The sequence below is a fragment of the Burkholderia sp. KL41 genome (genome assembly GCF_057005415.2).
Map to the genome: position 1 here is coordinate 2,711,746 of NZ_CM174446.1, position 17,840 is coordinate 2,729,585.

Genomic DNA, 17,840 nt, shown 5'->3' on the forward strand with positions numbered 1-17,840 from the left:
CACACTGGGGTGCATGGACGGCAGACCTGGCGCTCACTCTGTTGACAGCTTGCGAAGCCGCGCCGGTTCAGCGCATGCAGCATGTGACTTCGCGTGTGACTTACCGCTCGCCGCCCGCGACAAACGGGCGGCGCAACCATTAGCGATCGATTTCGCCGAACACGATGTCCTGCGTACCGATGATCGTGACGGCGTCGGCGATCATGTGACCGCGCGCCATTTCGTCGAGCGACGCCAGGTGCGCGAAACCCGGTGCGCGAATCTTGAGGCGATACGGCTTGTTGGCACCGTCCGACACGAGGTAGATGCCGAACTCGCCCTTCGGATGCTCGACCGCCGCGTACGCTTCGCCTTCCGGCACATGGAAACCTTCGGTGAAGAGCTTGAAGTGGTGAATCAAGTCTTCCATGTTGGTCTTCATGCCGACGCGCGACGGCGGTGCAACCTTGTGATTGTCGGTCATCACCGGGCCCTGATTCTTACGGAGCCACTCAATACACTGTTTCGCGATACGGATCGACTGGCGCATTTCTTCGACGCGAACCAGGTAGCGGTCGTAGCAATCGCCGTTCACGCCGACCGGCACGTCGAAATCCATGCGATCGTACACTTCGTACGGCTGCTTCTTGCGCAGGTCCCAGGCGATGCCCGAGCCGCGCAGCATCGGGCCCGTCAGACCCATCTGCAGCGCACGTTCCGGGCTGACCACGCCGATCCCGACCAGACGCTGCTTCCAGATCCGGTTGTCGGTGAGCAGCGTTTCGTATTCGTCGACGCACTTCGGGAAGCGCGTGAAGAAGTCGTCGATGAAATCGAGCACCGAGCCGCTGCGCGCTTCGTTCATCTTCGCGAGCGCCTTCTCGTTGCGAATCTTCGACGCCTTGTATTGCGGCATTGCGTCAGGCAGGTCGCGGTAGACGCCGCCCGGACGGTAGTACGCCGCGTGCATCCGGGCACCGGACACCGCTTCGTACACGTCCATCAGGTCTTCGCGTTCGCGGAATGCGTACAGGAACACCGCCATCGCGCCGACGTCGAGTGCGTGCGCGCCGATCCACATCAGGTGGTTCAGCACGCGCGTGATCTCGTCGAACAGCACGCGGATGTACTGGGCGCGCTCAGGCACTTCGATGCCGAGCAGCTTTTCGATCGCAAGCACGTAGCCGTGCTCGTTGACCATCATCGACACGTAGTCGAGACGGTCCATGTACGGCACGGACTGGATGAAAGTTTTGGATTCCGCGAGCTTTTCCGTCGCGCGGTGCAGCAGGCCGATGTGCGGATCGGCACGCTGAATGACTTCGCCGTCGAGCTCGAGCACGAGGCGCAGCACGCCGTGCGCTGCCGGGTGCTGCGGGCCGAAGTTGAGCGTGTAGTTCTTGATTTCTGCCATGACGCCCCCTTAATGTTTCAGACCGCCATAGCGATCCTCGCGGATCACGCGCGGCGTGATTTCGCGCGGCTCGATCGTCACCGGCTGGTACACGACCCGCTTCTCTTCCGGGTCGTAACGCATTTCGACGTAACCCGACACCGGGAAGTCCTTGCGGAACGGGTGGCCGATGAAGCCGTAGTCGGTGAGGATGCGGCGCAGGTCGGGGTGGCCTTCGAACACGATGCCGTACAGGTCGAACGCTTCGCGCTCGTACCAGTTCGCGGAGGTCCAGATGTCGACCAGCGATGCCACGATCGGCAGGTCGTCGTCCGGCGCGAATGCACGCAGGCGCAGACGCCAGTTGTTCGTGACCGACAGCAGGTGCGACACGGCCGCGAAACGCGGGCCGTCGTAGGCGCCGTCGCCGAAGGTCTGGTAGTCGACGCCGCACAGGTCGATCAGCTGCTCGAAACGGAGCTTCGGATCGTCGCGCAGCGTCTTTGCGACTTCGAGGTAATCGCTCGCCTTCACGACGAGCGTCAGTTCACCGATCGCTTCGGTGAGGCTCACCACGCGCGCGCCGAGCGCGGCTTCGAGGTTTGCCTTGAGGGTCTCGATTTTGCTTGCCATATTGAGGGGACGCTCGGGGCTTTATTGACGGGCGATGGTATTGGTGCGGCGGATCTTCGCCTGAAGCTGGATCACGCCGTAGACCAGCGCCTCGGCCGTGGGCGGACAGCCCGGCACGTAGACGTCGACCGGCACGATCCGGTCGCAGCCGCGAACCACCGAGTACGAGTAGTGGTAGTAGCCACCGCCGTTCGCGCACGATCCCATCGAGATCACCCAGCGCGGCTCGGCCATCTGGTCGTACACGCGACGCAGCGCGGGCGCCATCTTGTTGCAGAGCGTGCCGGCGACGATCATCACGTCCGACTGGCGCGGGCTCGGGCGGAACACGACGCCGAACCGGTCCAGGTCGTAACGGGCCGCGCCCGCATGCATCATTTCGACGGCGCAACACGCGAGCCCGAACGTCATCGGCCACAGCGAGCCGGTACGCGTCCAGTTGATCAGCTTGTCAGCCGTCGTGGTGACAAACCCTTCCTTCAAGACCCCTTCGATACTCATTTGCTTTCCACTCCAGACGAGCGACCGAGCGTGGCCGCCCATGCAAACCGGCGATTAACCCATCACTCCCAGTCGAGGCCGCCTTTCTTCCAGATATAGGCAAAGCCCAGCAGGAATTCGAGCAGAAAAATCATCATTGCGATGAAACCCGGCCAGCCGATATCCCGGAGCGCGACGCCCCACGGAAACAGGAATGCGGTTTCGAGATCGAAGATGATGAACAGGATGGCGACGAGGTAGTACCGGACGTCGAATTTCATCCGGGCGTCTTCAAAGGCTTCGAAGCCGCACTCGTACGGTGCGTTCTTCTCGACGTCCGGCTTGTTGGGACCAAGGAGCTTGCCGATGCTGACCAGCGCTATACCTAAACCAGTGCCCACGAGGAGGAACAACAAGACGGGGTAATAGGCTGCGAGGTTCAAGGCAATCCTCTATCGGTTGGTTCTGAGCGTCCGGAGAATACCACTTCCGGCGGAAGGAATCATTTCGGAGTGCACGCGATCGCAAGACAACCGCAAGCACACCCCAGAAATGAAAAATGCCAGCCACTAGAAGCGGCTGGCATTGAGTAACTTTGGTGCCGACGGCGAGACTCGAACTCGCACAGCTTTCGCCACTACCCCCTCAAGATAGCGTGTCTACCAATTTCACCACGTCGGCACTGCATGCAACCGGGGTTGTAACTACTTGTTTCCCGCGAATCGCTTCAAGAATTAAATTCTAACCTGAGTCCCGGAATTGTTCAACGCACAATCGCAAAAATTTTAACTTTTTATTTCGGGACATCCTGGCCCGGCGCGCTCGCAGCCGAACCCGCAACGGCGGCGGATGCCGCGACTACCGGCGCCGATGCTGCAGGCGCCGATGCCGGCGCGGTCGCTGCCGCGCCGAGCACACCGGCCGACGGCGTCGCCTTGTACGAACCGAGATACGTCAGCGTCAGCGTCGCGACGAAGAAGATCGTCGCGAGAATGCCCGTCGTACGCGACAGGAAGTTTGCCGACCCCGTGGCACCGAACAGGCTGCCCGACGCGCCGCTGCCGAACGCAGCGCCCATGTCGGCACCCTTGCCGTGCTGCAGCAGCACGAGACCAATCACACCGAGTGCAGACAGCACCTGCACCACAATAATCAGCGTCTTGAATAACAGCATCACACCCACCCGATTGGATCGGGCGACCGGAACGACCGGCCACCCTCATGGTTCAATTCGATCCCGGACCGCTTATCGCGCGGCCCGGCAGATCGCCAGGAAATCTTCCGCCTTCAGCGACGCGCCGCCGATCAGGCCACCGTCGATGTCCGGCTGCGCGAACAGCTCTTCCGCGTTGTCCGGCTTCACGCTGCCGCCGTACAGCACGGACACGTCCGCCGCACCCTTTGCCGCGAGACGCCCACGCAGGAACGCATGCACGTCCTGTGCCTGCGCCGACGTCGCGCTCTTGCCCGTGCCGATCGCCCAGACCGGCTCGTACGCGACGACGATGCGCGCAGCCTCGTCGGCCGTCAGCACCGCCAGCACCGCGTCGAGCTGCGCACCGACCACCTGCTCGGTCGCACCCGACTCGCGCTCGTCGAGCGTCTCGCCGACGCACACGACCGGCGTGAGCCCTGCCGCGAGCGCGCGCTGCGTCTTCGCCGCGACCGTCTCGTTGCGCTCGCCGTGATACGCGCGACGCTCCGAATGACCGACGATCGCATAACGTGCGCCGAACTCCGCGACCATCGCGGCCGCCACTTCGCCGGTGAACGCGCCCTGCTCGTGCGCCGACACGTCCTGCGCACCCCAGGCGACACGGCCGCCGTCGAGCTGCGCCTGAACCTGCGCGAGATACGGGAACGGCACGCACACGCCGACCGATGTTTCGGCCGCCACCGCGCCCGCACCCTGCACCACTTCGTTCAGCAACGCCTGGTTGCCGGCCAGCCGGCCGTGCATCTTCCAGTTGCCGATCACACGCTTAGTTCTCTGTTTCGACATCGTGTCTGTCTCGTCACCGCTTGGTCATTAACGTGCCATTTACGTGCCATTAACGCGCCGGAAACCGGCCGTCAGGTTTGATCTGGCGAAGCAAACCCGCGATTTTACTGCGCACGGCTTGAACCGGTCAAACCGCGTATGTCAAGCCCGGCCACACGGGCCGTCAGGCGTTCGACCCCCAATCCAGGACGATCTTGCCGGTGTGCTCGCTGCTTTCCATCAACGCATGCGCCTGCGCGGCATCCGCGGCCGGCAATACACGATAGATCACCGGCTTGATGCGGCCGTCGGCAATCAGCGGCCACACGCGCGCCTTCAGTTGCGCGGCGATCTGCGCCTTGAACTCGACCGGACGCGGGCGCAGCGTCGAACCCGTGATCGTCAGCCGGCGACGCAGGATCTCGCCGAGGTTGATGTCGGCCTTCGCGCCGCCGAGCAGCGCGATCAGCACGAGACGGCCGCCATCCGCGAGTGCGGACAGTTCGCGCGGCACGTACGAGCCCGCCACCATGTCGAGGATCACGTCGACGCCGCGATCGTGCGTCAGCGACTTCACGACCTCGACGAAGTCTTCCGTCTTGTAGTTGATCGCGCGCTCGGCGCCGAGCGCCTCGCACGCGCGGCACTTGTCGGCAGTACCGGCCGTCGCGAACACGCGAAAACCGAGCGCATGCGCGATCTGGATCGCCGTCACGCCGATGCCGCTCGAGCCGCCCTGCACGAGCAGCGTCTCCTGCTCGCCGCCCTCGCCCGCGCCGAGCTGCGCACGGTCGAACACGTTGCTCCATACGGTGAAGAACGTTTCGGGCAGCGACGCGGCCTCGATATCCGTAAGCCCGTCGGGTACCGGCAGGCATTGCAGCAGCGGCGCGACCGCATACTCGGCATAACCGCCGCCCGCGAGCAGCGCACACACACGATCGCCCAGCTTCAGGCCGAACGGGTTCAGCGCCGCGTCGGACAAATCGCCGCCGACGATCTCACCCGCGACCTCGAGTCCCGGCAGATCCGACGCGCCCGGCGGCGGTGCATACGCACCCTTGCGCTGAAACACGTCGGGCCGGTTCACGCCGGAAGCCGCCACCTTGATCAGCACTTCGCCGCGCTTCGGTTCGGGGCGCGGACGCTCCGCGAGCTTCAGCACGTCGGGGGCGCCGAATTCGGTGATTTCGATGGCTTTCATGGTGATGGTCGCTCCGGGATCAGGATCGGAATCGGATGGCGCGCCCGCGCGCGGCTCGGACACGTAGCCGGCGCTGCTGCGCCGCACAACGATGCTACAGAAAAAACGGCCGGCACGCTTTCGCACTGCCGGCCGTTGGTCCGCCTGCCCGCTTACTGCTGCGGCGGCGTATCCGACTGCGCCGCTGCCGCTGCTTCATTCAGCAGCGCCTTCGCCGACAGGCGCACGCGACCCTTTTCGTCCGTCTGGATGACCTTGACCTTCACTTGCTGGCCTTCCTTCAGGTAGTCGTTGATGTCCTTCACACGCTCGTTGACGATTTCCGAGATGTGCAGCAGGCCATCCTTGCCCGGCAGCAGGTTCACGATCGCGCCGAAATCGAGCAGCTTCAGAACCGTGCCTTCGTACACCTGACCGACTTCGATCTCGGCCGTGATTTGCTCGATGCGCTTCTTCGCTTCGGCCATGCCGTCGCTGTTCGTGCTCGCGATCGTCACGACGCCGTCGTCCGAGATGTCGATGGTCGTGCCCGTTTCTTCCGTCAGCGCGCGGATCACCGAACCGCCCTTGCCGATCACGTCGCGGATCTTTTCCGGGTTGATCTTGATCGTGATCATGCGCGGCGCGAATTCCGACAGTTGCGTGTTCGCACCCGAAACCGCCGACGTCATCTTGCCGAGGATGTGCATGCGGCCCTCCTTCGCCTGCGCGAGCGCGACCTGCATGATTTCCTTCGTGATGCCCTGGATCTTGATGTCCATCTGCAGCGCCGTCACGCCCTGCTCCGTGCCGGCTACCTTGAAGTCCATGTCGCCGAGGTGATCTTCGTCGCCGAGGATGTCGGTCAGCACCGCGAACTTGTTGCCTTCGAGGATCAGGCCCATCGCGATACCCGCGACGTGCGCCTTCATCGGCACGCCGGCGTCCATCAGCGCGAGGCAGCCGCCGCACACCGATGCCATCGACGACGAACCGTTCGATTCGGTGATTTCCGACACGACGCGGATCGAGTAGCCGAATTCGTCGGCGCTCGGCAGGCACTTGACCAGCGCGCGCTTCGCGAGGCGGCCGTGGCCGATTTCGCGACGCTTCGGCGAGCCGACGCGGCCCGTTTCGCCGGTCGCGAACGGGGGCATGTTGTAGTGGAGCATGAAGCGCTCGCGGTATTCGCCTTCGAGCGCGTCGATGATCTGCTCGTCACCCTTCGTGCCGAGCGTCGCGACGACCAGCGCCTGCGTTTCGCCGCGCGTGAACAGCGCCGAGCCGTGGGTACGCGGCAGCACGCCGGTACGGATCTCGATCGGGCGCACGGTGCGCGTGTCGCGGCCGTCGATACGCGGCTCGCCGTTCAGGATCTGCGAACGGACGATCTTCGCTTCGATGTCGAACAGCACGTTGCCGACGGTGGCCTTGTCGGCCGCTGCCGTACCGGCTGCCTGTGCGTCTTCCTCGAGCTTCGCCGAGGTCGCTGCGTAAACTTCCTTCAGCTTCGTCGAACGCGCTTGCTTGTCGCGCAGCTGGTAAGCGGCGAGCAGGTCGTTCTGTGCCAGCTCGGTCACGCGTGCGATCAGCGCCTCGTTCTTCGGCGCCGGCTGCCAGTCCCACTCGGGCTTGCCGCCTTCGCGCACCAGTTCGTGGATCGCGTCGATCGCGACTTGCATCTGCTCGTGGCCGAACACCACGGCGCCCAGCATCACATCTTCCGACAGCTGGTCGGCTTCCGATTCGACCATCAGCACCGCACGCTCCGTACCCGCGACGACGAGGTCGAGGCTCGATGCCTTGATCTGGTCACGCGTCGGGTTCAGCACGTATGCGTTGTCGATGTAGGCAACGCGCGCGGCACCGACCGGGCCGTTGAACGGCAGGCCCGACACGGCGAGCGCAGCCGATGCGCCGATCAGCGCGGGGATGTCCGCCGGGATTTCCGGGTTCACGGACAGCACGTGGATCACGACCTGGACTTCGTTGTAGAAGCCTTCCGGGAACAGCGGGCGCAGCGGACGGTCGATCAGGCGCGACGTCAGCGTCTCGTGCTCCGACGGACGGCCTTCGCGACGGAAGAAGCCACCCGGGATCTTGCCGGCCGAGTAGGTCTTCTCGAGGTAGTCGACGGTCAGCGGGAAGAAGTCCTGGCCCGGCTTCGCCGACTTCGCGCCGACGACGGTTGCCAGCACGACGGTGTCTTCGACGTCGACGATCACGGCGCCGCTTGCCTGGCGAGCGACTTCACCGGTTTCGAGGCGCACCTTGTGCTGGCCCCACTGGAATTCCTTCACGACCTTGTTGAACATGGACATGGTTGCTCCTTTGAATTCATGCATTTCATTCGCCGCGCCGGCCATCCCGCGCGGCGGCGTCCCGACCGAATCACCCGGAGCAAGGTGTGTTTTTTATGCCATTCCAGCGCGGCACTCGTACAGCGACGCGCTGGAATGACACAAATCCTGCCCCGGTATCAGTCGTTGCGGCGGCCCCGCACAGTCGTGCCGGACAGCCTGCGATGCGTGTGACGCTACGCACCGCGCAAAAACAAAATGCCTGTATCAGCGGACTGACACAGGCATCTTGCTGGCGGCAATCGCCTCGATTACTTACGCAGACCCAGCTTCTCGATCAGTGCGCGGTAACGGTCGGCATCCTTGCCCTTGAGGTAGTCGAGCAGCTTGCGGCGGCGGCTCACCATGCGCAGCAGACCGCGGCGGCTGTGGTGGTCCTTCGCGTGGGTCTTGAAGTGACCCGTCAGTTCGACGATACGTGCGGTCAGCAGTGCGACCTGGACTTCGGGCGACCCCGTGTCGTTCGTACCGCGGGCGAACTGAGCAACGACTTCCGACTTCTTGATATCTGCAACAGACATGAGATTTCCTTGGTTTCTACTTTCTAACTGAACAGGCGGACACGGAAGAATGGCCGTGCCGTGACTTACAACCGGCGGGCATTGTAGCACAACTCCTCGCCGTTCTTACCGCCCCCTGTCACGGGCGTGTCATCGAGCAGGCTGAAGGCATCTCCGTGCGCTGCGCCGGCACCGCGAGCACCGTCCGGAAGCCATAACCCGACCCCTCGTTGTCGAAGCGCACGCCCGGCGTGCCGGCCTTGTCCATCTCCATCACGTAAAGGGGCTGGATCAACTGATGGTCCTGCGCGCGCATCCGCGACGCGTGGAAGCCGTCGTCGAACGACAGACCCTCGAGCGCACGCGCGACCGCGACAGGGTCGGCCGAACCCGCACGGTTCATCGCGGCGGCCAGCATCTCGATCATCAGGCTCATGCGCCGCACCGGATAGTCGTCCTGGGCTGCCGGAAAACGGTTCCGGAACGCCCGGTAGAACGCATCGGATTTCGCGCCGCCTGCGTTCGGGTGCCAGTCCGCCACGGCGACAACCCGCCCGACACCGGCGTCGCCGAGTGCTGCCGGCGCGCCGAGGCTGTTGCCGTAGAACGTGTAGAACTTCGCATTCAGCCCCTGCTCCCGCGCCGCCTTCACGAGCAGCGTGAGGTCGTTGCCCCAGTTGCCGGTCACAACGGCGTCGGCGCCGCTCGCGCGGATCTTCGCGATATACGGCGAGAAATCCTTGATCCGGCCGATCGGGTGGAACTCGTCGCCGGCGATCGTCACGTCCGGGCGCCGCGCGGCCAGCGCCTGCCGTGCGAGCGTGCTGACGTCGCGGCCGAAACTGTAGTCCTGGTTCAGCAGGTAGACCTTGCGCAGCGCGCGGTCGCGTGCCATCACGTCCGCGAGTGCGGCCATCCGCATGCCGGCGTGCGCATCGAAGCGGAAATGCCAGAAACTGCAGCGCGCGCCGGTCAGCGCCGGATCGTCGGCCGAATAGTTGAGGAACAGCATCCGGTTGTCCGGATCGCGCGCGTTCAGCTTGTCGAGCGCCGCGACGAGCGCGGCCGCGACGGCCGAGCTGTTGCCCTGCGTGACGAAGCCGATGCGGCGATCCGCGGCCGCGCGCAGCTGCACGAGCGCCTCCTCGGGGCTGCCCTTGCTGTCGAGCACGACGAGTTCGAGCGGGTGCGCGCCGTCGCGCAGCTTCACGCCGCCCGCCGCGTTCACCTGCTCGACGCCGAAGCGCAGGTTGCGCTCGACCGCCGCGCCCGCGTTCGCGAACGGGCCCGACATCCCTTCGATCAGCGCGATCCGCACCGGCTCGCCGCCGGCAAATGCGGACGACACCAGCATCCACCCCGCGCTCAACGCGAGCGCGCACCGCTTCCACCCCTGCATCGGCCACCTGCCCTTCAATCAGCCCGAGAAGCGCGGATCATAGGCCGGCGCCCCCGCCGCCCGCAAGCGCGACCGTGCCGGCGATCCGCACCGATTTTTTCCGCGCGATGCGCGATCGCTTGCCGTCCGTGATAAAACGGGACTTGTTTCCGTGTTCTGGAGAATCCCCATGCGCATTCGCATTCCCGCGCGCCTGCCGGTGCTGCTCGCCGGCGCCGCCGCGCTGCTGACCGGTTGCGCGCAACCGTGGCAGCAATACCAGGCCGGCCAGGACGAGTCGGCGATCGTCGCACGCATGGGCCCGCCGCGCGAGATCTACGACCTGCCCGGCGGCGGCAAGCGCCTGATGTGGCCGACCCAGCCGATGGGCGAGATCACCGTCGCGGCCGACGTCGACGCGACCCACAAGATCGTCAACGTGCGCCAGGTCCTGCAGCCGAGCGAGTTCTATCGTGCGGAGATCGGCAAGTGGACGAAGACCGACGTCCTCGTCAACTTCGGACGCCCCGTCGAGACGTCCTACTTCCCGCTGATGAAGCGCGAGGTATGGACGTACCGGTATCTCGAGGACAACGTCTGGTACATGATGTACAGCTTCTACTTCGACCCGCAGGGCATCCTGCGCATCACGCAGAAAACACCCGACCCGTTGCACGACCCCGACCGCCGCAACCTGTTCTGACCGATTACGCATTTACGCGCAATTTTCTCGATGGCCATTCACGAATCATTGCGTGAATGGCCATTTCCTTTTTTCCGCCGGCTTATTAATTCGGCAAATGCGACGGAAATCTTTTCCGATCGATGACATGCCGATGGCAATTCGCTGACATCCCCGTCATGCGGGCCTTTGCCTGAAAACAGGCACGCGCAGTGCATATCATGCGGTGAGTTGGTGCATGCAATGCACTACGCCAAACCAATTTGAAACAATTTGTTTCAACACCCCCGAAGCGCTAGGGCATACCCCTAATATCAGTCGAAACCAAACCTTTCAATTTAGAAAGAATGCCATTTCGTCATTTTTGCCGATATTCGATTGCCTTTATCTCAAAGGAGTCCTCATGAATCGCCCCAAGAGCATGCTGGTTGCCAACATCGCCTGGGCCCGCGAAACGCGTGAACACACGCCCGGTTTCTTCGACGCGCTCGCGCGCGGCCAGAACCCGCGCGTGCTGTGGATCGGCTGCGCCGACAGCCGCGTGCCGGCCGAAACCATCACGCACTGCGCGCCCGGCGAGCTGTTCGTCCATCGCAACATCGCGAACCTGTTCCATCCCGACGACGACAATTCCGCCAGCGTGCTCGAGTACGCGGTGCGCGTGCTGCAGGTCGACCACGTGATCGTGTGCGGGCACTACGGGTGCGGCGGCGTACGCGCATCGCTGCTGCCGCCGCCGTCCGACCTGCCGCACGTCGCACGCCGCATCGCGCCGCTGTGCGCGCTCGCGCGAAGCCATCGTGACACGCTGGACGGGCTCGACGACACGGCCGCCGCCGACCGCCTCGCCGAGCTCAACGTGCTCGAACAGGTACGGCTGCTGCGCGCGTCCCCGATCGTGCGGGGCCGCGAACGGCCACCGCTCGTGCACGGCTGGATCTTTTCACTCGCGGACGGCCGCCTGAAGGAACTCGATTCCGGCTACACCACCCCGCCCGTCGACGTCGAACCCGTGCAGGCCGTCGCAGCCTGCGCGCTCGGCTGACCTGCCCCCAAAGCCAATGAAATCATCCCGACCATGAAACTGAACCAGCGCCTGTCCACCCTGCCGCGCGACATCGTCGCCGGCGTCGTCGTGTTCCTCGTCGCGCTGCCGCTGTGTCTCGGCATCGCCAACGCATCCGGCGTCGAACCGTTTGCCGGGCTCGTATCCGGCATCGTCGGCGGCATCGTCGTCGCGCTGCTGAGCGGCTCGTCGCTGTCCGTCAGCGGGCCGGCCGCCGGCCTCGTCGTGATCGTCGTCGAAGGTATCGCACAACTCGGCAGCTTCTCCGCGTTCCTGCTCGCGGTGCTGCTGTCCGGCGTCCTGCAGTTCGGGTTCGGCATGCTGCGCGCCGGCCGCTTCGCCGCCTACGTTCCGTCACCCGTCATCAAGGGCATGCTCGCCGCGATCGGCCTGCTGCTGATCGTGAAGCAGATTCCGTTCGCGTTCGGTATCGGCGGCCCGGCCGCGCAATCGTTTGCGAACTGGCCCGGCCTGCCGGTCGCGTGGGCTGCCACGGCCATCGCGCTTGCGTCGCTCGCGCTGCTGATCGCGTGGGACACGTCCGCGCTGCGCCGCTTCGCGCTGGTGCGCTCGGTGCCGGCTCCGCTTGCGGTCGTCGTGCTGGGTATCGGCGCCACGCTCGTACTGAGCATCGTCGCACCGTCGGTCGCGCCGGGCGCCGCCCATCGCGTGACGCTGCCCGAACTCGGCTCGTTCGCGGCCTTTGCGGCGTCGCTCAAGCATGCGGAGCTCGGCCCGAACTTCGCGCAGCTCGTCAATCCGGACGTGTGGCGCGTCGCGATCACGCTCGCGGTCGTCGCGAGCCTCGAGACACTGCTGAGCCTCGAAGCCGTCGAGCAGATCGATCCGAAGCGCCGGCCGACCCAGCCCGATCGCGAACTCAAGGCCCAGGGCGTCGGCAATCTCGTCGCGGGCGCGGTCGGCGGGCTGCCGATCACGTCGGTGATCGTGCGCAGTTCGGTGAACGTCAACGCGGGCGCGCAAAGCCGGATGTCGGCGATCGTGCACGGGATGCTGCTGCTCGCGAGCGTGTTCGCGCTCACCGGCCTGATCAACCTGATCCCGCTCGCGAGCCTGGCCGCGATCCTGATCCATACCGGCTTCAAGCTGGCGAAACCGGCGCTGTTCCGCTCGGTGATGAAACAGGGGCCGGCCGCCTTCGTGCCGTTCGCCGCGACGATCGCCGGCGTGCTCGCGGTCGACCTGCTGTTCGGCATCGCGCTCGGCCTCGCGTGCAGCGTGCTGGCCGTCGCCGTCGCGAACCTGAAAAGCCCCGTGACGCTCGCGCAGCACGACGACCACTTCCTGCTGTCGTTCCGCAAGGACGTGTCGTTTCTCGGCAAGGTGCAGGTCAAGCATCATCTGCGGCACATCCCCGACCGGGCCGCGGTGATCATCGACGCGACGCGCGCCGATTACATCGATCACGACGTGCTCGAACTGCTCGACGCGTTCGTCGCCGATGCGCCGCGACGCGGCATCGCCGTGGAGTTCCGGCGCCGCAGCCCGGTGCCGCGCACGGCCACGCGCCGCTGGCTGTTCCGTGCGCCGGCCGCCGAATGAGCGGCGCATGAAAAACGCCCCGGCGGCGCAGGGCCGCACGGGGCGTTTCGGTGATGCGCGACGCGCAGCGCTTACGAGCGCTGCGGATTGAGCTTGTCGTCCTTCGAATGCAGCTTGTTCAGCGCGGAGATGTACGCCTTCGCGGATGCGGCGACGATGTCCGGATCGGTGCCGACACCGTTGACGATCCGCCCGCTCTTCGACAGCCGGACAGTCACTTCACCCTGCGCCTGCGTACCGGTCGTGATCGCGTTCACCGAGTACAGCAGCAGCTCGGAACCGCTGCCGACTTCGCTCTCGATCGCATTGAACGTCGCGTCGACCGGGCCGTTACCGCGCGCCTCGCCGGTCACTTCCTTGCCTTCGACCCCGAACACGACCTTCGCGTGCGGCTGCTCGCCCGTTTCCGAGTGCTGCGACAGCGACACGAACTTGAAGTGCTCCTGCTCGTGGGCGAGCGCCGATTCCTCGGACACGATCGCGATGATGTCCTCGTCGAAGATCTCGGCCTTGCGATCGGCCAGATCCTTGAAGCGCATGAACGCCGCGTTCAGTTCGCTTTCGCTGTCGAGCGACACGCCGAGCTCCTGCAGGCGCTGCTTGAACGCGTTACGGCCCGACAGCTTGCCGAGCACGATCTTGTTCGCGGTCCAGCCCACGTCTTCCGCGCGCATGATCTCGTAGGTGTCGCGCGCCTTCAGCACGCCGTCCTGGTGGATGCCCGACGCGTGCGCGAACGCATTCGCGCCGACCACCGCCTTGTTCGGCTGCACGACGAAGCCGGTGATCTGCGACACGAGCTTCGACGTCGGCACGATCTGCGTCGTGTCGATGCCGACGTCGAGGCCGAAGTAGTCCTTGCGGGTCTTCACGGCCATCACGATTTCCTCGAGCGACGTGTTGCCCGCGCGCTCGCCGAGACCGTTGATCGTGCACTCGATCTGACGCGCGCCGCCGATCTTCACACCGGCGAGCGAGTTCGCCACCGCCATCCCGAGGTCGTTGTGGCAATGCACGGAGAAGATTGCCTTGTCCGAGTTCGGAATGCGTTCGCGCAGCGTCTTCACGAGGTTGCCGTAGAGCTCGGGCACGCCGTAGCCGACCGTGTCGGCGATGTTGATGGTCGTGGCCCCTTCGGCGATCACGGCTTCCAGCACGCGGCACAGGAAGTCGAGGTCCGAGCGGCTGCCGTCTTCCGGCGAGAATTCGACGTTGTCGGTGAACTTGCGTGCGAAACGCACCGCGAGACGCGCCTGCTCGAACACCTGGTCCGGCGTCATGCGCAGCTTCTTCTCCATGTGCAGCGGCGACGTCGCGATGAACGTGTGGATCCGCGAGCTGTTGGCCGGCTTCAGCGCGTCGGCCGCACGCTGGATGTCCTTGTCGTTGGCCCGCGCCAGCGAGCAGATCGTGCTGTCCTTCACGAGACCGGCGATCGTGTGGATCGCGTCGAAATCGCCGTTCGAGCTGGCCGCGAAGCCGGCCTCGATCACGTCGACCTTCATCCGCTCGAGATGCTTCGCGATGCGGATTTTCTCTTCCTTCGTCATCGACGCGCCGGGCGATTGTTCGCCGTCACGCAACGTCGTATCGAAAATGATCAGCTTGTCTGTCATGGGGGGCTCCAGGGCTCTTTATACGGAAGTCAAACGTAACGAGATCGCGCCACCGTTGGCGACGCTCAACAACAGACGAAGCTTGACGGAGGGCGGGAACGGTCAGCGCGGCAGGCGCGCCGAAGCTAGCGCGCATAGCGGCGCACCGGCTAGAAGGAGGGAGAGGCGGGAAAATGCAGTCATGCCGAAGACTATAGCGGCATTCCGTTGGGTGCGCAATCGGACGGCACCCCGGGTTTCCGGCAGCCCGGGCCGAACAGGGGGACAAATGAAAACGGCGGCCCCGAGGCCGCCGTTTCCGGGCAAAAAAACGCGCGTCAGTGATCGCGCTGCGACGAGCGCGCGGGATTTGCCCGCCCGCGCACGGCCATGTAGGCCCAGAACACGTAGCCGGACAGCCCGTACAGCACGAACAGGCAGAACAGCATCAGCGGCGGGTCGGACGACACGAGCACGAACGCGACGACGACCAGCAGGATCGCCGCGAACGGCACGCGGTGCCGCACGTCGAGCGCCTTGCCGCTGTAGAACGGCGCGTTCGACACCATCGTCACACCCGCATAGATCGTCAGCACGAATGCGACCCACGGCAGCCAGCCGAGCTTCATCGGCACGCGGTTGTCGGTGGCGAGCCACACGAAGCCCGCGATCAGCGCGGCGGCGGCCGGGCTCGGCAGCCCCTGGAAGAAACGCTTGTCGACGACGCCGATGTTCGTGTTGAAGCGCGCGAGGCGCAGCGCGGCGCCCGAGCAGTAGACAAACGCGGCGAGCCAGCCCCAGCGGCCGAGATCCTTCAGCACCCACTCGTACATCACGAGCGCGGGCGCGACACCGAACGACACCATGTCCGACAGGCTGTCGAACTGCTCGCCGAACGCGCTCTGCGTATGCGTCATGCGCGCGACGCGCCCGTCCATCCCGTCGAGCACCATCGCCACGAAAATCGCGATTGCGGCGATCTCGAAGCGCACGTTCATCGCCTGCACGACCGCGAAGAAGCCGCAGAACAGCGCGGCGGTCGTGAACGCGTTCGGCAGCAGGTAGATGCCGCGCGTCTTCAGGAACCGCTGGCGCGCGGCGCGGCGGCTCTCGATAGGCACCGGATCGGCGGCCATCCCCTTGTTGCGGCGGAACGGGCGTGGCGTCTGGCCGGCGCCGTTGCGCGGCCGACGCGGTTTGAATGCGGCCATCGTGCGCCTCGCCGCTTACTGTTCGAGCTCGGCGAGGATCGTCGACGACGCGTAGACCTTCTCGCCGATCGACACCTTCGCGCGGCTGCCGAGCGGCAGGTACACGTCGACGCGCGAACCGAAGCGGATGAAACCGTAGCGCTGGCCGCGCGACAGCGGCTCGCCGGCGCGCACGTAGCAGAGAATCCGGCGTGCGACGAGGCCGGCGATCTGCACGGCGGTCACGGTCTTGCCGCTCGCCGTCTGGATCACGACCGCGTTACGCTCGTTCTCGGTGGACGCCTTGTCGATCGCCGCGTTCAGGAACGCACCCGGGAAGTACTCGACCTTCGAGATCGCGCCATCGACCGGCGAACGCTGCGAATGGACGTTGAAGACATTCATGAACACGCTGATCTTCAGCGCTTCGCGGTTCGCGTACGGGTCCTGCGCGGTCTCGACCGCGACGATGCGGCCGTCTGCCGGGCACAGCACCGCGTTCGGCTGCGCCGGGATCGGGCGCTGCGGATCACGGAAGAACTGGACGACGAAGACGAGCAGCAGCCAGAACGGCCACGCGAAGCCGAAGCCCCCGACGGCGTGGATCAACAGCGCGATGACGGCAGCAATCGCGATGAACGGCCAGCCTTCGCGCGCGATGATCGGATGAGGATAGTTCATGGATTCGTTCTGTGTTCGGTGAATTGCAAAGCCCGTAGCATAACAAAAGCCGCCCGGGGCACTGCTGCCTTCGGGCGGCTTTTTGGTACCGGCCCTCTATTCGAGGGGCCGGAACAGCACGCGGTGCTTAGTTCTTCGTCTGGTCGACGAGCTTGTTCTTCGCGATCCACGGCATCATCGCGCGCAGCTTCGCACCGACCTGCTCGATCTGGTGCTCGGCCGTCAGGCGACGGCGCGACTGCAGCGTCGGTGCGCCTGCCTTGTTCTCGAGGATGAAGCTCTTCGCGTACTCGCCCGTCTGGATGTCGGTCAGGCACTGCTTCATCGCCTTCTTCGTCTCTTCCGTGACGATGCGCGGGCCCGTCACGTACTCGCCGTACTCGGCGTTGTTCGAGATCGAGTAGTTCATGTTCGCGATGCCGCCTTCGTAGATCAGGTCGACGATCAGCTTCAGTTCGTGCAGGCACTCGAAGTACGCCATTTCCGGCGCGTAACCTGCCTCGACCAGCGTTTCGAAACCAGCCTTGATCAGCTCGACGGTACCGCCGCACAGCACGGCCTGTTCGCCGAACAGGTCGGTTTCGGTTTCTTCACGGAAGTTCGTCTCGATGATGCCGGCACGGCCGCCGCCGTTCGCCGCAGCGTACGACAGCGCGATGTCGCGTGCCGCGCCCGACTTGTTCTGCGCAACCGCGATCAGGTGCGGCACGCCGCCACCTTGCGAGTACGTGCCGCGCACGGTGTGGCCCGGTGCCTTCGGCGCGATCATGATCACGTCGAGGTCGGCGCGCGGGATCACCGCGCCGTAGTGGACGTTGAAGCCGTGTGCGAATGCCAGCGCCGAGCCCTGCTTGATGTTCTCGTGCACTTCCTTCGCGTACACGTCGGCGATCTGCTCGTCCGGCAGCAGCATCATCACGACGTCGGCGCCCTTCACCGCTTCCGCGACTTCCTTGACCGACAGGCCTGCGTTCTCGGCCTTGCTCCACGACGCGCCGCCCTTGCGCAGGCCGACCGTCACGTTGACACCGCTGTCCTTCAGGTTCAGCGCGTGTGCATGGCCTTGCGAGCCGTAGCCGATGATCGTGACTTGCTTGCCCTTGATGAGGGAGAGGTCAGCGTCTTTGTCGTAGAAAACGTTCATGATGGTTCCTTCGCTAATTCAAAAATTCAACA

The 17,840-nt window shown here is 64.9% G+C and carries 17 protein-coding genes and 1 tRNA gene; 3 read left to right on the top strand and 15 right to left on the bottom strand.

Annotated elements, in window-relative coordinates; all coding sequences use genetic code 11:
* Positions 1 to 139 precede the first annotated feature (139 nt).
* The 11 genes from PQB87_RS12720 to PQB87_RS12770 form a co-directional block, all read right to left on the bottom strand.
* On the bottom strand, positions 140 to 1,393 hold the full coding sequence (locus PQB87_RS12720; RefSeq protein WP_043188847.1) for an NADH-quinone oxidoreductase subunit D: 1,254 nt from the start codon (positions 1,391 to 1,393) through the stop codon (positions 140 to 142).
* Between the two features lie 9 nt (positions 1,394 to 1,402).
* Entirely contained in the window at positions 1,403 to 2,005 is a 603-nt protein-coding gene (locus tag PQB87_RS12725; protein ID WP_006478264.1) for an NADH-quinone oxidoreductase subunit C, read from the bottom strand.
* A gap of 21 nt (positions 2,006 to 2,026) precedes the next feature.
* The gene (locus tag PQB87_RS12730) at positions 2,027 to 2,506 is read right to left on the bottom strand and encodes a NuoB/complex I 20 kDa subunit family protein (protein WP_006398799.1); all 480 of its coding nucleotides are present in this window, start codon (positions 2,504 to 2,506) and stop codon (positions 2,027 to 2,029) included.
* Between the two features lie 62 nt (positions 2,507 to 2,568).
* The gene (locus PQB87_RS12735; RefSeq protein WP_006398798.1) at positions 2,569 to 2,928 is read right to left on the bottom strand and encodes an NADH-quinone oxidoreductase subunit A; all 360 of its coding nucleotides are present in this window, start codon (positions 2,926 to 2,928) and stop codon (positions 2,569 to 2,571) included.
* 153 nt (positions 2,929 to 3,081) lie between these two features.
* Positions 3,082 to 3,166 (bottom strand) — tRNA-Leu (locus tag PQB87_RS12740).
* Between the two features lie 112 nt (positions 3,167 to 3,278).
* Positions 3,279 to 3,659: a preprotein translocase subunit SecG gene (gene secG, locus PQB87_RS12745; protein WP_059688501.1), complete on the bottom strand. Its 381-nt coding sequence runs from the start codon at positions 3,657 to 3,659 to the stop codon at positions 3,279 to 3,281.
* A 72-nt stretch (positions 3,660 to 3,731) separates the two neighbouring features.
* A complete protein-coding gene (tpiA, locus tag PQB87_RS12750; RefSeq protein WP_021162811.1) occupies positions 3,732 to 4,487 on the bottom strand; it encodes a triose-phosphate isomerase in 756 nt (251 codons plus the stop codon).
* Between the two features lie 163 nt (positions 4,488 to 4,650).
* Positions 4,651 to 5,670 carry an NAD(P)H-quinone oxidoreductase gene (locus PQB87_RS12755; RefSeq protein ID WP_060357746.1) on the bottom strand — a complete coding sequence of 340 codons (1,020 nt, stop codon included), beginning with the start codon at positions 5,668 to 5,670 and terminating at the stop codon, positions 4,651 to 4,653.
* Between the two features lie 152 nt (positions 5,671 to 5,822).
* Positions 5,823 to 7,970 carry a polyribonucleotide nucleotidyltransferase gene (pnp, locus tag PQB87_RS12760; protein WP_048020531.1) on the bottom strand — a complete coding sequence of 716 codons (2,148 nt, stop codon included), beginning with the start codon at positions 7,968 to 7,970 and terminating at the stop codon, positions 5,823 to 5,825.
* 290 nt (positions 7,971 to 8,260) lie between these two features.
* Positions 8,261 to 8,530 carry a 30S ribosomal protein S15 gene (rpsO, locus tag PQB87_RS12765; RefSeq protein ID WP_006398792.1) on the bottom strand — a complete coding sequence of 90 codons (270 nt, stop codon included), beginning with the start codon at positions 8,528 to 8,530 and terminating at the stop codon, positions 8,261 to 8,263.
* 118 nt (positions 8,531 to 8,648) lie between these two features.
* The gene (locus PQB87_RS12770) at positions 8,649 to 9,908 is read right to left on the bottom strand and encodes a branched-chain amino acid ABC transporter substrate-binding protein (RefSeq protein ID WP_111942578.1); all 1,260 of its coding nucleotides are present in this window, start codon (positions 9,906 to 9,908) and stop codon (positions 8,649 to 8,651) included.
* A gap of 169 nt (positions 9,909 to 10,077) precedes the next feature.
* On the opposite strand from PQB87_RS12770, the gene PQB87_RS12775 reads away from it, so the two are divergent.
* The 3 genes from PQB87_RS12775 (at position 10,078) to PQB87_RS12785 (ending at position 13,198) form a co-directional block, all read left to right on the top strand.
* A complete protein-coding gene (locus PQB87_RS12775; RefSeq protein WP_059688497.1) occupies positions 10,078 to 10,590 on the top strand; it encodes a hypothetical protein in 513 nt (170 codons plus the stop codon).
* 382 nt (positions 10,591 to 10,972) lie between these two features.
* The gene (locus PQB87_RS12780) at positions 10,973 to 11,614 is read left to right on the top strand and encodes a carbonic anhydrase (protein ID WP_489241999.1); all 642 of its coding nucleotides are present in this window, start codon (positions 10,973 to 10,975) and stop codon (positions 11,612 to 11,614) included.
* Positions 11,615 to 11,647: 33 nt separating this feature from the next.
* On the top strand, positions 11,648 to 13,198 hold the full coding sequence (locus PQB87_RS12785; RefSeq protein WP_301861201.1) for a SulP family inorganic anion transporter: 1,551 nt from the start codon (positions 11,648 to 11,650) through the stop codon (positions 13,196 to 13,198).
* 71 nt (positions 13,199 to 13,269) lie between these two features.
* Here PQB87_RS12785 and PQB87_RS12790 read toward each other — a convergent pair whose 3' ends face one another.
* The 4 genes from PQB87_RS12790 to ilvC form a co-directional block, all read right to left on the bottom strand.
* Positions 13,270 to 14,814, bottom strand: a complete 1,545-nt coding sequence (locus tag PQB87_RS12790; protein ID WP_021162803.1) for a 2-isopropylmalate synthase — start codon at positions 14,812 to 14,814, stop codon at positions 13,270 to 13,272.
* Between the two features lie 317 nt (positions 14,815 to 15,131).
* A complete protein-coding gene (gene pssA / locus PQB87_RS12795) occupies positions 15,132 to 16,004 on the bottom strand; it encodes a CDP-diacylglycerol--serine O-phosphatidyltransferase (protein WP_021162801.1) in 873 nt (290 codons plus the stop codon).
* A gap of 15 nt (positions 16,005 to 16,019) precedes the next feature.
* On the bottom strand, positions 16,020 to 16,664 hold the full coding sequence (locus PQB87_RS12800) for a phosphatidylserine decarboxylase (protein ID WP_011352710.1): 645 nt from the start codon (positions 16,662 to 16,664) through the stop codon (positions 16,020 to 16,022).
* 127 nt (positions 16,665 to 16,791) lie between these two features.
* Positions 16,792 to 17,808: a ketol-acid reductoisomerase gene (gene ilvC / locus PQB87_RS12805; RefSeq protein WP_021162800.1), complete on the bottom strand. Its 1,017-nt coding sequence runs from the start codon at positions 17,806 to 17,808 to the stop codon at positions 16,792 to 16,794.
* Between the last annotated feature and the right edge of the window lie 32 nt (positions 17,809 to 17,840).